This window comes from Virgibacillus phasianinus, assembly GCF_002216775.1.
In the GTDB taxonomy this organism is placed as follows: domain Bacteria; phylum Bacillota; class Bacilli; order Bacillales; family Amphibacillaceae; genus Virgibacillus_F; species Virgibacillus_F phasianinus.
Window position 1 is genome coordinate 2,171,462 of record NZ_CP022315.1, and the last position, 16,754, is coordinate 2,188,215.

The 16,754-nt window shown below is 39.8% G+C and carries 16 protein-coding genes and 1 riboswitch; of the genes, 15 read left to right on the forward strand and 1 reads right to left on the reverse strand.

Features of this window, described 5'->3' with window-relative positions; all coding sequences use genetic code 11:
- Positions 1-53: 53 nt before the first annotated feature.
- From CFK37_RS10430 to rpoN, 13 genes are all read left to right on the forward strand, one after another.
- Positions 54-1,709, forward strand: a complete 1,656-nt coding sequence (locus CFK37_RS10430; protein ID WP_089061794.1) for a peptide ABC transporter substrate-binding protein — start codon at positions 54-56, stop codon at positions 1,707-1,709.
- A gap of 80 nt (positions 1,710-1,789) precedes the next feature.
- A complete protein-coding gene (locus CFK37_RS10435) occupies positions 1,790-2,476 on the forward strand; it encodes a copper homeostasis protein CutC (protein ID WP_089061795.1) in 687 nt (228 codons plus the stop codon).
- A gap of 127 nt (positions 2,477-2,603) precedes the next feature.
- Positions 2,604-2,650: riboswitch (PreQ1 riboswitch) on the forward strand.
- Between the two features lie 81 nt (positions 2,651-2,731).
- Positions 2,732-3,394 carry a 7-cyano-7-deazaguanine synthase QueC gene (gene queC / locus CFK37_RS10440; protein WP_089061796.1) on the forward strand — a complete coding sequence of 221 codons (663 nt, stop codon included), beginning with the start codon at positions 2,732-2,734 and terminating at the stop codon, positions 3,392-3,394.
- Positions 3,391-3,828, forward strand: coding sequence for a 6-carboxytetrahydropterin synthase QueD (gene queD / locus CFK37_RS10445; RefSeq protein WP_089061797.1), 438 nt, complete (start codon positions 3,391-3,393; stop codon positions 3,826-3,828). The genes queC and queD overlap by 4 nt, the downstream gene beginning before the upstream one ends.
- Positions 3,825-4,547, forward strand: coding sequence for a 7-carboxy-7-deazaguanine synthase QueE (queE, locus tag CFK37_RS10450; RefSeq protein ID WP_089061798.1), 723 nt, complete (start codon positions 3,825-3,827; stop codon positions 4,545-4,547). Before queD ends, queE begins: the two co-directional genes overlap by 4 nt.
- Positions 4,548-4,826: 279 nt before the next feature.
- Positions 4,827-6,881 (forward strand): BglG family transcription antiterminator, encoded by a 2,055-nt coding sequence (locus tag CFK37_RS10455; RefSeq protein ID WP_089061799.1) that lies wholly within the window; start codon positions 4,827-4,829, stop codon positions 6,879-6,881.
- Positions 6,882-6,920: 39 nt separating this feature from the next.
- Positions 6,921-7,406 (forward strand): PTS sugar transporter subunit IIA, encoded by a 486-nt coding sequence (locus CFK37_RS10460; RefSeq protein WP_089061800.1) that lies wholly within the window; start codon positions 6,921-6,923, stop codon positions 7,404-7,406.
- A gap of 2 nt (positions 7,407-7,408) precedes the next feature.
- Complete coding sequence (locus CFK37_RS10465) at positions 7,409-7,693, forward strand: PTS sugar transporter subunit IIB (RefSeq protein ID WP_089061801.1); 285 nt, start codon at positions 7,409-7,411, stop codon at positions 7,691-7,693.
- 71 nt (positions 7,694-7,764) lie between these two features.
- Complete coding sequence (locus CFK37_RS10470; RefSeq protein WP_089061802.1) at positions 7,765-9,024, forward strand: galactitol-specific PTS transporter subunit IIC; 1,260 nt, start codon at positions 7,765-7,767, stop codon at positions 9,022-9,024.
- A 40-nt stretch (positions 9,025-9,064) separates the two neighbouring features.
- Positions 9,065-10,096 carry a zinc-binding dehydrogenase gene (locus CFK37_RS10475; protein ID WP_089061803.1) on the forward strand — a complete coding sequence of 344 codons (1,032 nt, stop codon included), beginning with the start codon at positions 9,065-9,067 and terminating at the stop codon, positions 10,094-10,096.
- Positions 10,097-10,120: 24 nt separating this feature from the next.
- Complete coding sequence (gene deoC, locus CFK37_RS10480; RefSeq protein ID WP_089063621.1) at positions 10,121-10,792, forward strand: deoxyribose-phosphate aldolase; 672 nt, start codon at positions 10,121-10,123, stop codon at positions 10,790-10,792.
- 217 nt (positions 10,793-11,009) lie between these two features.
- Positions 11,010-12,062 carry a galactitol-1-phosphate 5-dehydrogenase gene (locus tag CFK37_RS10485; RefSeq protein WP_089061804.1) on the forward strand — a complete coding sequence of 351 codons (1,053 nt, stop codon included), beginning with the start codon at positions 11,010-11,012 and terminating at the stop codon, positions 12,060-12,062.
- Between the two features lie 504 nt (positions 12,063-12,566).
- Positions 12,567-13,871 carry an RNA polymerase factor sigma-54 gene (gene rpoN, locus CFK37_RS10490; RefSeq protein WP_089061805.1) on the forward strand — a complete coding sequence of 435 codons (1,305 nt, stop codon included), beginning with the start codon at positions 12,567-12,569 and terminating at the stop codon, positions 13,869-13,871.
- A 224-nt stretch (positions 13,872-14,095) separates the two neighbouring features.
- Here rpoN and CFK37_RS10495 read toward each other — a convergent pair whose 3' ends face one another.
- Positions 14,096-14,551, reverse strand: coding sequence for an SRPBCC family protein (locus tag CFK37_RS10495; protein ID WP_089061806.1), 456 nt, complete (start codon positions 14,549-14,551; stop codon positions 14,096-14,098).
- 149 nt (positions 14,552-14,700) lie between these two features.
- On the opposite strand from CFK37_RS10495, the gene CFK37_RS10500 reads away from it, so the two are divergent.
- Both CFK37_RS10500 and ald read left to right on the forward strand, forming a co-directional pair.
- Entirely contained in the window at positions 14,701-15,423 is a 723-nt protein-coding gene (locus CFK37_RS10500; RefSeq protein ID WP_089061807.1) for a GntR family transcriptional regulator, read from the forward strand.
- Positions 15,424-15,596: 173 nt separating this feature from the next.
- Complete coding sequence (gene ald / locus CFK37_RS10505; RefSeq protein WP_089061808.1) at positions 15,597-16,730, forward strand: alanine dehydrogenase; 1,134 nt, start codon at positions 15,597-15,599, stop codon at positions 16,728-16,730.
- Positions 16,731-16,754: the final 24 nt, after the last annotated feature.

The window sequence follows — 16,754 nt, forward strand, 5'->3', positions numbered from 1 at the left end:
AGGCAACGAAGAATATGCAGCATGTCATCATTAATTTAATGGGAGGTTCGTGTATGAAACTATCAAAATATTTATTCCTGCTAGTAGTTGGTCTTATACTATGTCTAGTTATGGTTGCTTGCTCTAATGAAGAAAGTCAAAAGACTAGCGGGAACATTGAATCAGATGGAAACTCCGAACAAGCATTTAATTTAATTAATAGTGAAATTATAACAACAATGGACTCTTCTTTGGCAGCAGATGAAAGTTCATTTCAATTTTTAGGTGCTACTAAGGAAGGGTTATACCGATTAGGGGATGATGGCAAACCTGTTGAAGGTATTGCAATTGATCACAAAAAGAGCAGCGATGGTTTAACATGGACTTTTAATTTACGTGAAAATGCTGTTTGGTCTAATGGGGATCCCGTAACAGCTAATGACTTTGTTTATGCGTGGAGACGTGCTGTTGATCCAAAAACAGGGTCCGAGTACGGTTCCTATATGATGGGCGGTGTAATAAAAAATGCAACTGCTGTAAACAGAGGTAAAATGGCTGTAGAAAAGCTGGGTGTTAAAGCAGCTGGTGATTATAAGTTAGTTGTGGAATTGGAAAAACCTATTCCTTATTTCAAATCACTAGTAACATTTGGCACCTTTTACCCATTAAATCAAGATTTTGTTGAAAAACAAGGTAAGGACTATGCAACAAATTCTGACACAATACTGGCAAATGGACCATTTATTCTGAAAGGTTGGAAGAGCACAAGCAGTTCATGGGACCTTAAGAAGAATAAAGATTACTGGGATGCTGATACGGTTCAATTGGACAAGTTGACTTTTGAAGTAGTAAAAGATCCACAAGCAGCAGTTGCTTTATATACAAAAGGAAAAGTAGATAGAGTTAAGCTGTCATCTGACTTTGTTGACAAATACGCTGCGAACGATGATTTTCAAATTACTCCGGAAACAAGTATGAGATATATAAAATTCAATCAGGAGACAAATAAATATTTAAAAAATGAAAATATCCGAGAAGCTATTGCGCGGGCTTTTAATAAACAGGCTTTAGTTGACGAAGTGCTTAATGATGGTTCGCTTGTAGCCAATGGTATTGTGCCGAAAAACTTCGTATACCATCCTAAAAGTGGTGAGGACTTTCGGGAAATCAATGGTGATTTAATGACCTACAATGTTGAGAAAGCTAAAAAACTTTGGAAAAAAGGTTTAAAAGAGGAAGGTATTGATTCATTAGAGTTGGTGTTTTTGGCGGGGGATAGTGAAGTTGGTAAGACGGTCAGCGAATATCTAGCAAACCAATTAGAGATAAATCTAAAGGGATTATCAATAACCCTAAAACAGGCACCAATGAAGCAACGAATTCAAATTGACCGAAATCTGGAGTATGATATTCAAATATCCAGTTGGGGTCCAGATTATCTTGATGCGAATACTTTTTTAAATATTTTCTTAGAGGATACTGGTGGATACTATAATCAGGAATTTAATGAATTAGTTAACCATGCTAATGATGAGCTTGCACTTAAACCAGCGAAACGGTTTGAAGCACTTCTAAAAGCTGAAAAAATTCTTTTTGATGATGCGGCAATCGGACCTGTTTATCAAACCGGTCGTGCGCAGCTGATTTCACCTAAAATGGCAGGTGTGATAACGAACCCATTTGGCCCGACGTATGAATACAAATGGGCACATGCAGCACAAAAGAAATGAGAATATAACCTTTAAACTTGCAGCATGAAGTATTTGACAGGAGTGCAAGACAGAAATAGTAAATAAAGAGGTTGATTGAAATGATGCTAGAGGTAATTGTGCAAAACGTCAAAGAAGCTATTCAGGCGGAAAACTTGGGTGCCGATAGAATTGAACTAGTTTCAGTAATCCAGGAGGGTGGCCTTACCCCGGGTTACAGTACTATGAAACAGGTGTTAAGTAGCGTATCTATTCCAGTTCAAGTTATGGTTCGTCCACATAGTAACCATTTTTATTACACGACTGAAGATATGAAAATTATTAAAGAAGATATAAAAAGGATTATTGAATTTGGAGGAGAAAGGATAGTTTTTGGGGCTCTGGATGTAAATAATGCTATAAATGAGCAAATTCTAGTAGATATTTTGAATATCTATCCACAATTGGATATTACTTTTCACCGAGCTTTTGATGATGTTCTATCACAGACTGAGGCTTACCAAACATTAACTAAATATAAACGGAATGTGAAACGGATTCTAACTTCAGGTGGTGAAGAAGATTGTTGGAAGGGTCAAAAGAAGCTTCGGGATCTTGTTCTCACGGCAAAAAGAAATAGCGGTCCAAAAATAATGCCAGGTTCTGGCTTGAGCCTGCAAAATATTGAAGAAATTCATGATATAGTTCAGGCGGATCAATACCATTTTGGAAAAGCTGTTAGGATTGATCACTCTTTTACAAATGGATTTGATGCGCAAATAATGAATAAGATCAAAAGTGTAATATAATAGGATTAAGGGGGCGGAGTAGTTTCCGTTCCTTTTTTGGTTATTGAATTAAAACTCAAAAGCCATCGCATTATTTCAAAATATATGGTAGGTTTAGACTACAGATGATAAAGAAATCTGCATTTTTGCAGGAGAGGTTCGCAATTCCATCCCTCGATAAAAAACTAAGGAGTCAACAACACTCTCTTTGGTGTTGTTTTTTTGATGGAAATAGGCTTGAAGCTCTTCTTTTACAAAAAGAGAGGGGAAATTAAAATGAATAAGAAAGCAGTTGTTGTATTTAGTGGCGGACAGGATAGTACCACATGCATGTTCTGGGCATTGAAAAAATTTGACCAAGTGGAGGCAGTCACGTTTCAATATGGTCAGCGTCATATTGCTGAGCTGGATTGTGCTAGGGAAATTTGTCAGACGCTTGGCGTGCCGCATCATGAACTTGACATGTCATTACTGAACCAATTGGCTCCAAACGCATTAACAAGGAATGATATTGAAATCACCGAAAGTGAGGGAGAATTGCCAAATACTTTTGTGCCGGGCAGGAACTTATTGTTTTTATCCTTTGCAGGTGTGTTGGCAAAACAGATTGGTGCACAGCATCTGATAACGGGTGTCAGTGAAGCAGACTTTAGCGGGTATCCGGATTGTCGTGATGGCTTTATGAAATCACTTAATGTCACGTTAAATTTATCGATGGATGATACGTTTGTCATCCATACCCCATTGATGTGGCTGGACAAATCAGAGGTGTGGGAACTGAGTGACCAACTGGATGCTTTTGAATTTGTAAAACAACATACCCTAACATGCTATAACGGTGTGAAGGGCAGCGGGTGCGGAGAGTGTCCGTCATGTGTCCTGAGGCAAAGAGGCCTTGAGCAATATGAACAGAAGAAAGAAGCGGGTGAAGTAATATGATGCAGCAAATTTATCCGGTTACACCGCATCCGTATTCTTTTGAAATAAATAAGGATTTTCATTTTGCTGCCGCTCACTATATTGCTCATGATGACGCAGGAAAATGTAAGCATACACATGGACACACGTATTTTGTCAATATCACTATTGCTGGTGATGAACTTGATCATACCGGATTTTTGGTTGATTTTAAAGCGGTAAAGAATTTAATTCATAAACGTTTTGATCATGGACTATTAAATGATGATCAGGCTTTTTCGGATGATGAGCCTAACTATTTCCCAACAACAGAAGTTATTGCAAGGACGATTTATGAGGTTGTCCAGGCTCATTTAAATACACTGGCTAACCAACCTGCCTGCATCCAGGTATATTTACGGGAAACACCGACAAGCTATTGTGTTTACCGCCCGGGGAAGGGGGATAAAGAATGAAAATTCCTGTTCTCGAAATATTTGGTCCAACTATTCAAGGTGAGGGCATGGTGATTGGCCGTAAGACAATGTTTGTCCGGACAGCAGGGTGTGATTATTCCTGTTCATGGTGTGACTCTAAATTTACATGGGATGGTTCCGAAAAAAGCAATATTCAAATGATGGGTCCTGAGGAAATTTGGCATAGGTTAACAGAACAGGGTGGAGATCGATTTGGACATGTAACCATTTCGGGTGGAAATCCCGCTTTACTCGCCCATTTGAATGAGCTTGTCGACCTGTTGCACAAAAAGAATATAAAGGTAGCACTTGAGACACAAGGGAGCAAGTGGCAGACTTGGTTTACCAGCATTGACGATTTAACACTTTCACCAAAGCCACCAAGCTCGGGAATGAAAACGAATTTTGAAATACTTGACCAGATTATCGACGGTTTACGACGAGATCAAAAAGGAACATTCAGTTTAAAGGTAGTTATTTTTGATCAGGACGATTTGAAATATGCGATAAATCTTCATCAACGGTATCCGGATGTTGAATTTTTCCTTCAGGTGGGAAATGATGATCTGGAAACAATGGATAATGAAAAGCTTCTTGGCCAAATGCTGCGGCAATATGAACAGTTAATTGATCAAGTAATGGAAAGCAATGTATTAAAGGATGTTCGTGTTCTTCCACAACTCCATACATATTTATGGGGGAATAAACGGGGCGTATAAGGATTTATAGAAATTTTACGGTGGTTGAATTAAAAAACGTTAACTGCATTAACTAACTATAAAATAGGCCATTATTTCTACTCCAAAGTGAGGGGGATAATGGCTTTTTTTGTATTGTTAAGGAATAAAAGGTAACTTTATCACAAAAAATGTAGTTATCTTGGACGTTTTAGTGTAAATCACAATGATGTACACCAACTGTTCAATGATTTGCGATGAAAACGCATTCATTACCTGGATTCACGGTGTTACAATAAATTTAGCGAGGGGGGATTGCGAGTGCCGCTTAAAGAACGAAGCCAGAAAATACTGGATGAATTAGTGAGCAATCCGAGTATTACCAGTACAGCTTTAGAGAAAAAGCATAATTTATCGCGCAGGCAGCTTGGTTACAGCATTAATAAAATCAATGACTGGCTCATGAGCAAGAACCTTCCCGTAATTGAACGAACAAGGCAAGGACATTTTATTATTAATCAATCCGTATTCACGAAATTGAACGGGGAAGAGAAAAACGTTGCAGTGGAGACGAATATTTTTTCCGAAAACCAGCGGGTTCAGCTGATTATCATGATGCTGTTAAGTTATTATGAAGAACTGTCTCTCAACCATTTTACAGCGGAACTGGATGTCAGCAAAAATACAGTTCTTAGTGATATGAAAGAAGTGCAATCTTATATAGGCGAGTATGACTTGGCTATAAGGTACACAAGGAAAGCTGGTTATTTAATAGAAGGAAAAGAATTTCAAGTACGTAAACTGCTAATTAATGTAACCTATCAATTGCTGCAAATGAGCACCGGGAAAAACAAAATGATGGAGATAGCCAATATCGAAAAAACGGATATTGAGGAATTTACGAAACGAATTGAAAAGGTAGAGAATACGTTACATCTAAAATTCACCGATGAGAAAATGGAAGCGATGCCGTACGTGCTGTTATTAATTCTGCGCCGAATCGAAAGAGGAAATGAAATTAATTCCTTTTCCATTGAATATGAGGAATTATCGGATACCAAGGAATATCAGGCGACAGAAGAGATTCTGTACGACATTAAGGACATTCCAGTTTCCGAGCGTTTATTTATTACGTTGCATTTATTAACAACAAATGTATATTCATCTAATTTCTTAGCGGATGAGGCAATTCCAAATTTAATCCCGGCAATCGATAATATGCTGCGCTTGTTTGAAAAAAGTGCCTGCATTTACCTGCAGGACCGGGAACAGCTGCTGGATAAACTCTTACAGCATATTAAACCTGCTTATTACCGGATTAAGTATCAACTGACAGGAACCGTTGATATTCAGAACTCGCTAAGTAAGGAATTCAGTGAGCTGCATCATCTTGTTAAACGGTCAACGGGGCCGCTTAGCGAATTAATTGGAAGTGAAATTCCGGAAAGCGAGACCACGTTTATCACCATGTTAATTGGTGGCTGGATGACCAGGCAGGGCGACAGTATTGATAAAAAGGTAAAGGCAATTGTTGTTTGTCCTCAGGGAGTGTCCGTATCGAAACTGATGTTTAATGAATTAAGTGAATTATTCCCTGAGTTCATATTTCTTGATTCATTATCCGTACGTGAATTCCTGGATTACCAATTTGATTACGATATTGTGTTTTCCCCAACGTTTCTTGAAACAAAGAAAAAATTATTTGTGTCAAAAGCATTTCTTGGCCGGGAGGAAAAATACCGTCTTAGAAAACAAGTAATGCTTGAATTACACGGTTATATTCCAAATCATATTAATGTTGACCATTTAATCGATATGATTAAGCACCACGCTGTAATCGAAAATGAAAAGGCTTTAATGGAGGAATTGCAGCAATATATTAATCGTGATGAAGGATCATCCGTAAAACAGGATGCGAAGCTTAACGATAGCAATTTAGATGAATTGATTACTCCAAAAACGATTACAGTAAGAAGTTCCATTCCGTCCTGGGAGGAAGCAATTCGAATAAGTGCCCAGCCACTAGTGGCCAGTGGCAAAATTGACCCGCAATATGTGGAAGCAATGATTGCTAATTATGATCACGATCCCTATATTGTCATCGGCCCGAATATCGCTATTCCACATGCAGCACCAGAGGAAGGTGTTAATGAGGTTGGCATGAGCCTGCTCAGGTTGCAAGAGGGAGTAAACTTTACGGACGAACATTGTATTAACCTGGTGATTGTCATTGCAGCAGTAGATAAGCAGCGGCATATCCATGCATTGATGCAACTGATGAAGCTGTCCGGATCGGAACGGGATCGAAACAGGATCATTGAAGCCAGTTCAATCAAAGAGATTCATGACATTATCCAATTATATTCGGTTGATTGAGCTATAAACAACTTAGAAAAAGGATAAAGAGGTGTAGAGATGAGCGAGTTATTTTTTGACGAATCTATCATTCTACTAGATGTAGATGGTAGTACAAAAGAAGATGTTTTAACTGTAATGGGAAACAATTTGGTAGAAAAGGGTCTCGTCCAGGAAAGTTTCATTCCGGCCATAGTGGCCAGGGAAGCTGAATTTGCGACAGGTCTTCCGACGGCAGGAGTTTCAGTGGCAATCCCACATACAGATGTTGAACATGTCAAAAGAAAGACCATAAGTGTAGCGATTTTAAAGAATGAAGTTGAATTCGGTGTGATGGGTGATGAAACTGAAACGACGCCTGTAAAAATAGTGTTTATGCTTGCAATGGATGAAGCACATTCGCAGCTTACACTTTTGCAAAAATTAATGCAGGTTTTTCAAAACGAGGAAACATTGAAGTACTTAGTAAGTGAAAAAAACAAATCCAGCATCAAGAATCTACTAGAAGCCAAGTTGGATTTTGTTGCCCTTGAAGGAGGTGAGTAAGGATGAAAAAGAAACAAGTATTGGTAGCATGTGGAGCAGGTATTGCAACATCAACAGTTGTTAATGGGGCTATTGAAGAAATGGCGAAAGAACATGACCTTAAACTGGATTTAGTTCAGATCAAGATTGCTGAAGTTGGCGGTTATGTGGATTCTGCAGATTTACTTGTAACGACTGCCATGACAAAGAAAGAATTTCCATTCCCTGTAATCAATGCACGCTCATTCCTAACTGGTATTGGAACTGAAGATACAAAGAAACAAATTCTGGAAGAGCTTAAAAAATAAGAAAATGAATCCCGATTTCTCTTAATCTAGGGAAATCGGGGGTTACTATTAAAAATGTGAGGTGACAGACCATGCAAGGTTTTGTTGATTTTATACAGAGCTTTTTAGACTTAGGTGCAACCGTAATTCTGCCAGTTGCGATATTTTTATTAGGTCTATTTTTTGGGCAGAAACCAGGTAAAGCATTTCGTTCTGGTTTAACGATAGGTGTAGCTTTTGTTGGTATTTTCTTAGTAATCGATTTGCTTGTAAATAACCTGGGCCCGGCAGCGCAAGGGATGGTTGAACGGATGGGAGTAAGCTTAAATGTGATTGACGTTGGCTGGCCTGCAACATCTTCCATTGCCTGGGCATCCGTAGTTGCTGCCTTTGTTATACCACTTGGTTTAGTTGTAAACGTCATCATGCTTGTTACGAAAACGACGAAAACAATGAACGTGGATATTTGGAACTTCTGGCACTATACGTTCATGGCCGCCATGGTTTATGCAATCTCAGACAGTATTGTCCAAGGTTTGATTGCAGCCGTGATTTTCCAAGTTATCTGCTTGAAAGTAGCGGACTGGACAGCACCAATGGTCAGTGAATTCTATGAATTACCGGGTGTTTCGCTAGCAACTGGCAGTACGATTTCTTACGCACCAGGTATCTTCCTTGTAAAAGGACTTCAAAAAATTCCTGGCGTTAAAAATTGGAATGCTGATCCGGATGCGATTCAAAAACGATTTGGTATTTTTGGTGAATCAATCTTTATTGGATTGTTCTTAGGTGCAGCGATTGGTTTTCTTGCCGGGTACAATGCAGGAGACATCATTGAGATTGGTATGGCGATGGCCGCTGTTATGGTATTAATGCCACGAATGGTAAAGATCTTGATGGAAGGCTTAATGCCTGTATCAGAATCTGCACGGGAATGGTTAAACAAACGATTTGGTGATCGAGAAATTTATATTGGACTCGATGCTGCGGTAGCACTTGGTCATCCATCCGTTATTTCCACAGCTTTAATACTAGTTCCAATTACAGTTGTATTAGCAGTTATTTTACCAGGGAACAGCCTATTGCCGTTTGGTGACTTGGCAACGATTCCATTTATTGTTGCATTCATTGTAGGTGCTGCCAGAGGTAATATTGTTCATTCAGTAATTGTCGGTACAATTATGATTGCGATCTCCCTATACATCGCAACGGATGTTGCACCAATCTTCACTGAAATGGCTACAAACGCTAACTTCGATATGCCTGAAGGTTCAACGAAAATATCAAGTATTGACCAAGGCGGTAACATCATTAACTGGTTAATCTTCAAATTATTTAGCCTGTTTAACTAATCGTAGTTTAAGTAGGAAGACAGTACGGGAGGAGTTCAACATGAAAGCACTTGTAAAAACAGAACTCGGATTTGGTAATCTGGAAATTCAAGATAAAGAAGAACCGCAAGCCGGCAAAGATCAAGTGAAAATCAAAGTGAAATATGCGGGGATTTGCGGGTCTGATATTCATACCTATGAAGGGCATTACAAGGTTGGTGTCCCGGTAACATTGGGGCATGAGTTTTCTGGTGAAGTGGTTGAAGTCGGTGAGGGTGTTACAGAATTTAAGCCCGGTGACCGCGTTACCTCAGAAACAACCTTTTATATTTGCGGAGAGTGTGAATATTGCAAGGCTGGTGATTACAATTTATGTAGCCACCGGAAGGGACTTGGAACTCAGCAGGATGGTGGCTTTACAAACTATTTAATTGCTCGTAAAGAGAGCGTCCATAAACTTCCGGACAATGTGGATTACCAATCTGCAGCGATGACGGAACCACTTGCATGTACCCATCACGGTGTATCAAAAACGGAAATCAATCATGGCGATATTGTTGTTGTCATTGGACCTGGTCCGATTGGACTGTTCACCGCACAAGTTGCCAAAAGCCGCGGTGCTACAGTTCTAATTACAGGTTTAACGAATGATAAAGTACGTTTGGATAAAGCGAAGGAATTGGGAATCGATTATGCAGTAAATACGCAAAAGCAGGATATCAAAGAACTTGTCAACAGCCTGACAAATGGTTATGGCGCAGATGTTGTATTTGAATGCTCGGGTGCAGTACCAGCTGCCAAGCAGGGGCTTGACCTATTGCGTAAGAAAGGTCAATATGGGCAAATTGGACTTTTTGCTCAACCGGAAGTTTCCTTTGATCTTGAAAAAATTATTCAAAAAGAAATCCGTGTTGTTGGAAGCAGAAGTCAAAAACCTGCTGACTGGGAGCCATCGCTAGAACTAATGAACAATGGCAGTGTAAATGCCAAGGCAATGGTCACACATGAATTTAATATTACCCAATGGGACGAAGCGTACCAGGCGATTAAAAGTGGAGAAGCCATCAAGGTATTGTTAACGCCAGTAGATTAATAGTTTATGAATGAGGTGATGGATGTGAATAAACAGGATTTAATCAATATGATTGACTATACACTATTGAAACCAACTGCCAGTAAAGCGGATATCACGACCTTTTGCAATGAAACAATTGAACATGGTTTTAAGACGGTTTTCGTTAATCCATACTATGTTTCCTATGCGCATAGTCTACTATCGCCGCATAATATTAAAGTTGGCGTACCGATAGGCTTCTCGCTTGGCGGGGCAACCACCCATACAAAGGTGGAAGAAACGAAAGAAGCTATTAAAAATGGCGCTGTTGAAATAGATATGCTGATTAATTTAGGTGCATTGAAATCAAAAGAGTATGATGTTGTGAAAAACGATATCACAGAAGTTGTCAAAGCATCAGAAGGATTGCTTACCAAGGTAATTATCGAAACAGCATTATTAACAAAAGAAGAAAAAATAACTGCCTCTGAATTAATTGTGGAAGCAGGTGGTGATTTTGTTAAAACGGCTACTGGTTTCAATGGCGGCGGGGCTACGGTAGAAGACGTGCAATTATTACGTTCTGTTGTTGGAAAAAACTTTGGGGTTAAGGCTGCCGGCGGTGTTCGTAATTATCAGGATGCCGTGGATATTGTCAATGCTGGAGCAAATCGTATCGGAGCGAGTGGTGCAATCGCGATTATTTCCGGGAAAACATCACAAACATCCTACTAAAGAAATGAGGGTTTAAAAAATGGTAAATACACTAATCGATTTTATGCTTGGACCTTTCAGTGTAATAGGTGATGTTTATTTTGAGTACCAAGTCATTTTTAACTCACTAATTGTAGGCTTCGCGTTATATAAAATTATTTTCGGAAAAAAAAGAGCGGATTCAAAGTAATGAAAAGACACACAAGATAAGCAACTAGAATGTAAAAGGGGTGATTTGATGAGATCCCTAAATCTTTATGGTAAACAGGATATACGTTTTGAAGAATCACCTAAACCCGCCATTGAAAAAGCTGATGATGTGATTATCAAGGTGAAGGCTGTTGGTATTTGTGGTTCGGATATATCCAGGTACAATAAATTGGGACCTTATGTGGAAGGAATGACTTTTGGTCATGAATTTGCTGGCGTTATAGCAGAGGTAGGGCCTGAAGTAAAAGGAATAAAAGAGGGTGATCGTGCGGCGGGGTGTCCAACCTTTTATTGCGGAAAATGTGAAAGCTGCAAAAAAGGTGAATTATCACGCTGCGAGAAATTAACCGTGATTGGCGCCAGGCATCCGGGTGCATATGCAGAATATGTAAAACTACCAGCCGAAAATATCATTCCGCTTCCAGATAGGGTTGATTTTGATACCGCTGCAATGGTGGAACCTTCAGCGGTTGTCGTCCATGGCTTTTATCGTACCAGCATGCAGCCAGGTGCGGAGGTAGCTGTCATGGGATGCGGTAATATTGGGTTACTGGCAATTCAATGGGCGAAAATTTTTGGTGCAAAAAAGGTTTACGCCATCGATATTGACGATGCCAAGCTTGCTATTGCAAAGGAAGTAGGGGCAGATGTGTTAATCAATTCACTTGAAACTCCAGCACATGAACAGATTGGCAAGCACACCAATGGTAAGGGTGTCGACGTTGCAATCGAATCAGCGGGATCACCAATTACTTCTGCACAGGTATTTGCATTGCCCAAAAAGGGTGGAGAAGTTGTGTTTATGGGGATTCCATATGCGGATATCAATATTGAGCGGTTTTATTTTGAAAAAATCGTCCGCAATGAGCTAACCGTATTAGGTTCGTGGAACGCCCTTTCTTCGCCATTTCCCGGTAAAGAATGGAGTACCACTATCCATTATATGAGTACAGGCCAGCTAAATGTAAAACCGATTATTTCCCACCGGCTGCATTTGGTGCAAGGCCCGGAAACGTTCGATAATCTGATCAACCGGAAAGGCACTTATGGCAAGGTATTGTTTTATCCGGAATTGGGATAAGGCCGAGCGCCTCTGTCACTATTTGAACTTTGTCGAAATGTAAAAGCCATTATTTCTACCCGAGGATGGGATGGAATAATGGCTTTTTTATACAGATCAGAAAGTATAATAAAAATCTGTCTAGCTCCAGCGCCCAGAAGCTGCCGTCATAAGCAATGGACACTACGAACGCTAAACCCATGCGTTCTACGGTCCCTTGCTTATGCGTCCGCTTCTAAACGGGGCGCCCTGAGCTTTTCTTAAGTTTAAGAAATCTAACGTAATAAAGCTTAGCCATTAGTTCTTAGTGACAAGCCAAGATTTTCTAATTTATCGGGGCAAAAATTTTGTTGGATTTTTGTGTATTTTTGTTATAACATATGTATATATTGAAAATTCTAAACATACCATTTAGTTCAATATGGTATGTTCTTTTTTGGTGCTATAAGGGAGTTATGTGAGGTAGATAAACATAAATTGAAAGCGGATACATAGGCCGTGAAGGTCTACATGGGAGGGAAACGTATGGGCCTAATATTGCAACAACGACAAACACTGAACCTTGTGATGACAAACGAGTTACGGCAGGCAATTGAATTACTGCAGTTTTCAACATATGATTTATATCAATTTATCCAGGAACAGCAATTGGAAAATCCTTTAATAGAGTTAGAGGATAATGCATCGTACAGTTGGAAAAATACTAAACCGAAAAGTGTGGATTCTTCTCCACGGGTAGATCCGATTGATTTCATCGCGAGCAACGAAGCATGCATGTGTGACCAGCTAACGGAGCAGGTGCGCTGGATGGATATCACGGATCAGGAACGAAAGATGGTTGACTATCTGATTCTAAATTTAGATGAAAACGGATATTTGCCTATTAGCGCTGAAGAAATGGCTCTGAACTTGAATGTGAAGAAAGATGCTGTGCTGAGGGCAATTAGAATACTTCAGCAGCTGGAGCCAGTTGGCGTAGGCGCAAGAAATCTAGCCGAGTGTCTGGCTTTACAATTAAGGTATTACCATCCTGAAGCAGCAATAGCAGAAACGATTGTCACGGAACATGTAGACTTGTTGGCGAAAAAGAAATGGTATGATCTTGCAAAAACGATGGAGATATCACTGGAAGAAGTGAAGCTGGCTTATGATTTGATTCAATCACTTCAACCTAAACCCTGTAACATGCTGTCGAATGAAACAACACAGTACCTTAATCCGGACGTGATTGTAGACAATACGGAGGGCAGATTCGTTGTCCAGTTGAATGATAGCTATTTACCAGAAGTGCATTTTAACAACCAGTATTCAGGTCAACTTAAGGGTGGATTAAATAAGTATGTCCATGATAAATTTAAAAGCTATCAATGGCTGGTAAACAGTATTGAACAGCGCAGACAAACCATTTTAAAAGTCACCCATGCGATTCTGCAAAAGCAGGATGGGTTCCTAATTAATGGGTTATCGGAGCTTGTACCGCTCACCTTGAAGGAAATAGCAGATGAAATTAACATGCATGAGTCAACCGTGAGCCGTGCCACAGCGAATAAGGTAATTCAAACTCCGCATGGCTCGTTCGAATTCCGAACCTTTTTCACATCAAAATTACGTACAAAAGATGGCAGCTCCATGTCACAGACGAAGGTGAAGTTGCTGCTTCAGGATTTTGTGAAACAGGAAAACAAGCGTAAGCCTTTTTCGGATCAGAAAATAGCCGATTATTTTAAAACCAAAAAAGGTATTACCGTTTCGCGAAGAACTATTGCTAAATACCGGGAGGAATTAAATATTCCAGCTACAAGTTTACGGAAAGAATTTGATTGGGCTTAATCCAAACTAGAAATAAGGGAGCAAAATATGTTGAAACGATTTAATGGAAAAGTTGCCTTAATAACCGGCGCAAAAGTTCCGCTATTTGCTTGACGCTAGACATGGCCACCATTACACAAGCTTCATAATGGCCAACTTTTATACATTTTCTTTAAAAAAAGAATCCTCACCGTGGATATGGTGAGGATTCTACTGAGTTAACTGGCTAGGTATGAAGTTTCACCTTATGTAGCAATAACTTCAATTTCATTCACCTTTTCACCAACAGCTTCGGTTAATTCCTTGGTGGTTTTTGGAACGAAGGACTTTAGGAAGGAGTTAATCATTGGCCCCATCATACCCTTTGCGTTGATATTCATATAGCCGGTCATTCTTGTTTTTCCGCTGGTAATAGCCTCTGCCCTGAAATAGCCATCCCCTTTAAAATTTTCATTTAACCCTTTTAAATCAAAAGTTACCGTTGTTGGTTTCTGCCATTTCGTAATGTCTATTTGCAGACTGACCTTTTTTTGCATGAATCCGATATCTCCCTTGAAATCCCACGTCGATTGCCGCGCATTTAAAATTGTGTGTTCCATGTATCCTGGAACAAGTGGTGCCCAATTATTCATATCACTAACAAAAAACCAGACGTTTTTAATTGGAATATCCAATTCCAGTTGATAAATCCCATTTGGCATGCTAATATCCTCCTGTCATTTTTCTAGCATTAAAAAAACAGCGACTGTGTAGTGTATGCTTTACTTATCCCTTTTAGACCATTAATTTTGGGATTAACCCGAAACTCTGCTATTCTATAAAAAAGAGACTATAGAAAAGGGGAAGTCACGTGCCACTTGATTATAAGAGTTCTATACCACTGCATATTCAATTGAAAATAATTATCGAACGAAAGGTGGCAGAGGGAACTTTTAATGACCAGATTCCTAGTGAACGGCAGTTTATGGAGGAATATGCTGTTAGTCGAAGTACAGTCAGGGAAGCTATTAACCTTTTAGTTCGGGAGGGGATACTTGAAAAAAGGCATGGAAAGGGTACGTTTGTCTCATTGAAACCGATTCATGATTGGCTTGGCAACCTAAGCAGTACAACTGAAACCATTCTTCAGATGGGGATGAAACCAGGAGCAAAATTAATTACCCATTTTAAAACAACCCCATCAGCCTACATTCAGGAACGTACAGGCTTTAAGGAAGCCTATTTTATCAAACGGGTGCGCTATGCTGATGATACTCCTATTGGTGTGGAGCATCATTACTATCCTGTAAAGCTTGGAATGGATTTAATCGAATATGACCTGGAAAATGCTACATTGTATGATTTAGTACAAAATGAACTTGGTATCCAGTTTGCGGAGGCTGACCAGACAATAGGAAGTGGTCAACTTTTACCTGTTGATCAGGAATATGTAACGGTACCACAGGGGGCTCATGCACTAATAGCGGAGCGGGTCATCAAGGATCAGCAAGGTAAAATTATTGAAATGGAAGAAGCCTATTATCGGAGTGACATGTATACATTTAAAATAAATTTATCGCGGAAATTTGGCTAAAATAAAGCTTTCACACCACTTATAATAATTTGTTATAAGTAGTATTATGAATTTAAATATCTGAATTTAATAAATTGATTGAAAACAACTAATGAGTTGTCGTATACTATAATTAGTTCCAATTCAACTGGTACGGACGTCGTGATGTATTATGAAAATAGGGAGTGATTGTTATGATAATTGGGGTTCCTCGGGAGATTAAAAACAATGAACGAAGGGTAGCGCTTACACCATCGGGGGTAACAGCATTTACAAAGGCTGGTCATAAAGTTTTGATCGAAAACTTAGCTGGAAATGAAAGCGGTTTCCGCAATGAAGACTATACAGCTTACGGCGCTGAGATTGTAGCTACAGCAGAAGAGGCCTGGTCAGCTGATATGGTAATGAAAGTAAAGGAACCACAATCAGAGGAATATGGCTTTTTTCGTGAAGGATTGATCTTGTTTACTTATTTACATCTCGCTGCAGAGCCTGAATTAACAAAAGAGCTTGTGGAGAAAAAAGTAACTGCCATTGCTTACGAAACAATTCAGGATAGTGATGGATCATTGCCGCTTCTTGCACCAATGAGTGAAGTTGCGGGGCGTATGGCCGTGCAGATCGGTGCTCAATATTTGGAGAACGTAACAGGTGGCAAGGGTATCTTGTTAGGGGGCGTTCCAGGAGTTCAACCAGGAAATGTGGTCATAATTGGCGGTGGCGCTGTCGGAACCAATGCAGCAAAAATGGCCTTAGGTCTCCGTGCGAATGTAACTATTATTGATATTAGTGCAAAACGACTGCGGGAACTGGAAGATTTATTTGGTGGAGCCGTTACAACGTTAATGTCGAATCCACTCAATATTCAAGAGGCAGTAAAACAGGCGGATCTATTAATTGGTGCAGTTTTGATACCTGGTGCAAAGGCACCGCAGCTTGTCAGTGAGGAGATGGTAGAAGCAATGATGCCGGGGTCGGTCATTATTGATGTGGCTGTTGACCAAGGTGGATCGATTGAAACAATTGACCGAATAACAACGCATGATAATCCTGTTTATCTGAAACACGGAGTCCTTCATTATGCGGTTGCAAATATGCCCGGTGCAGTTGCACGCACCTCAACATTATCATTAACCAACAACACGAGTCAGTTCGGGGTTTTCCTTGCCAGTAAAGGGCTGGAAAAGGCGGTTGAGTTGAATGAAGCGTTAGCAAAAGGCGTGAACACTCATGCTGGATCGGTTACGTATGAAAAAGTTGCCAGCACTCACAACATGGCTTACACACCTCTGTTAACTAGTTTGCGTAATCCGGTTTCTACGTATTAGCTTGCAGGTTTGACAATCATTTTT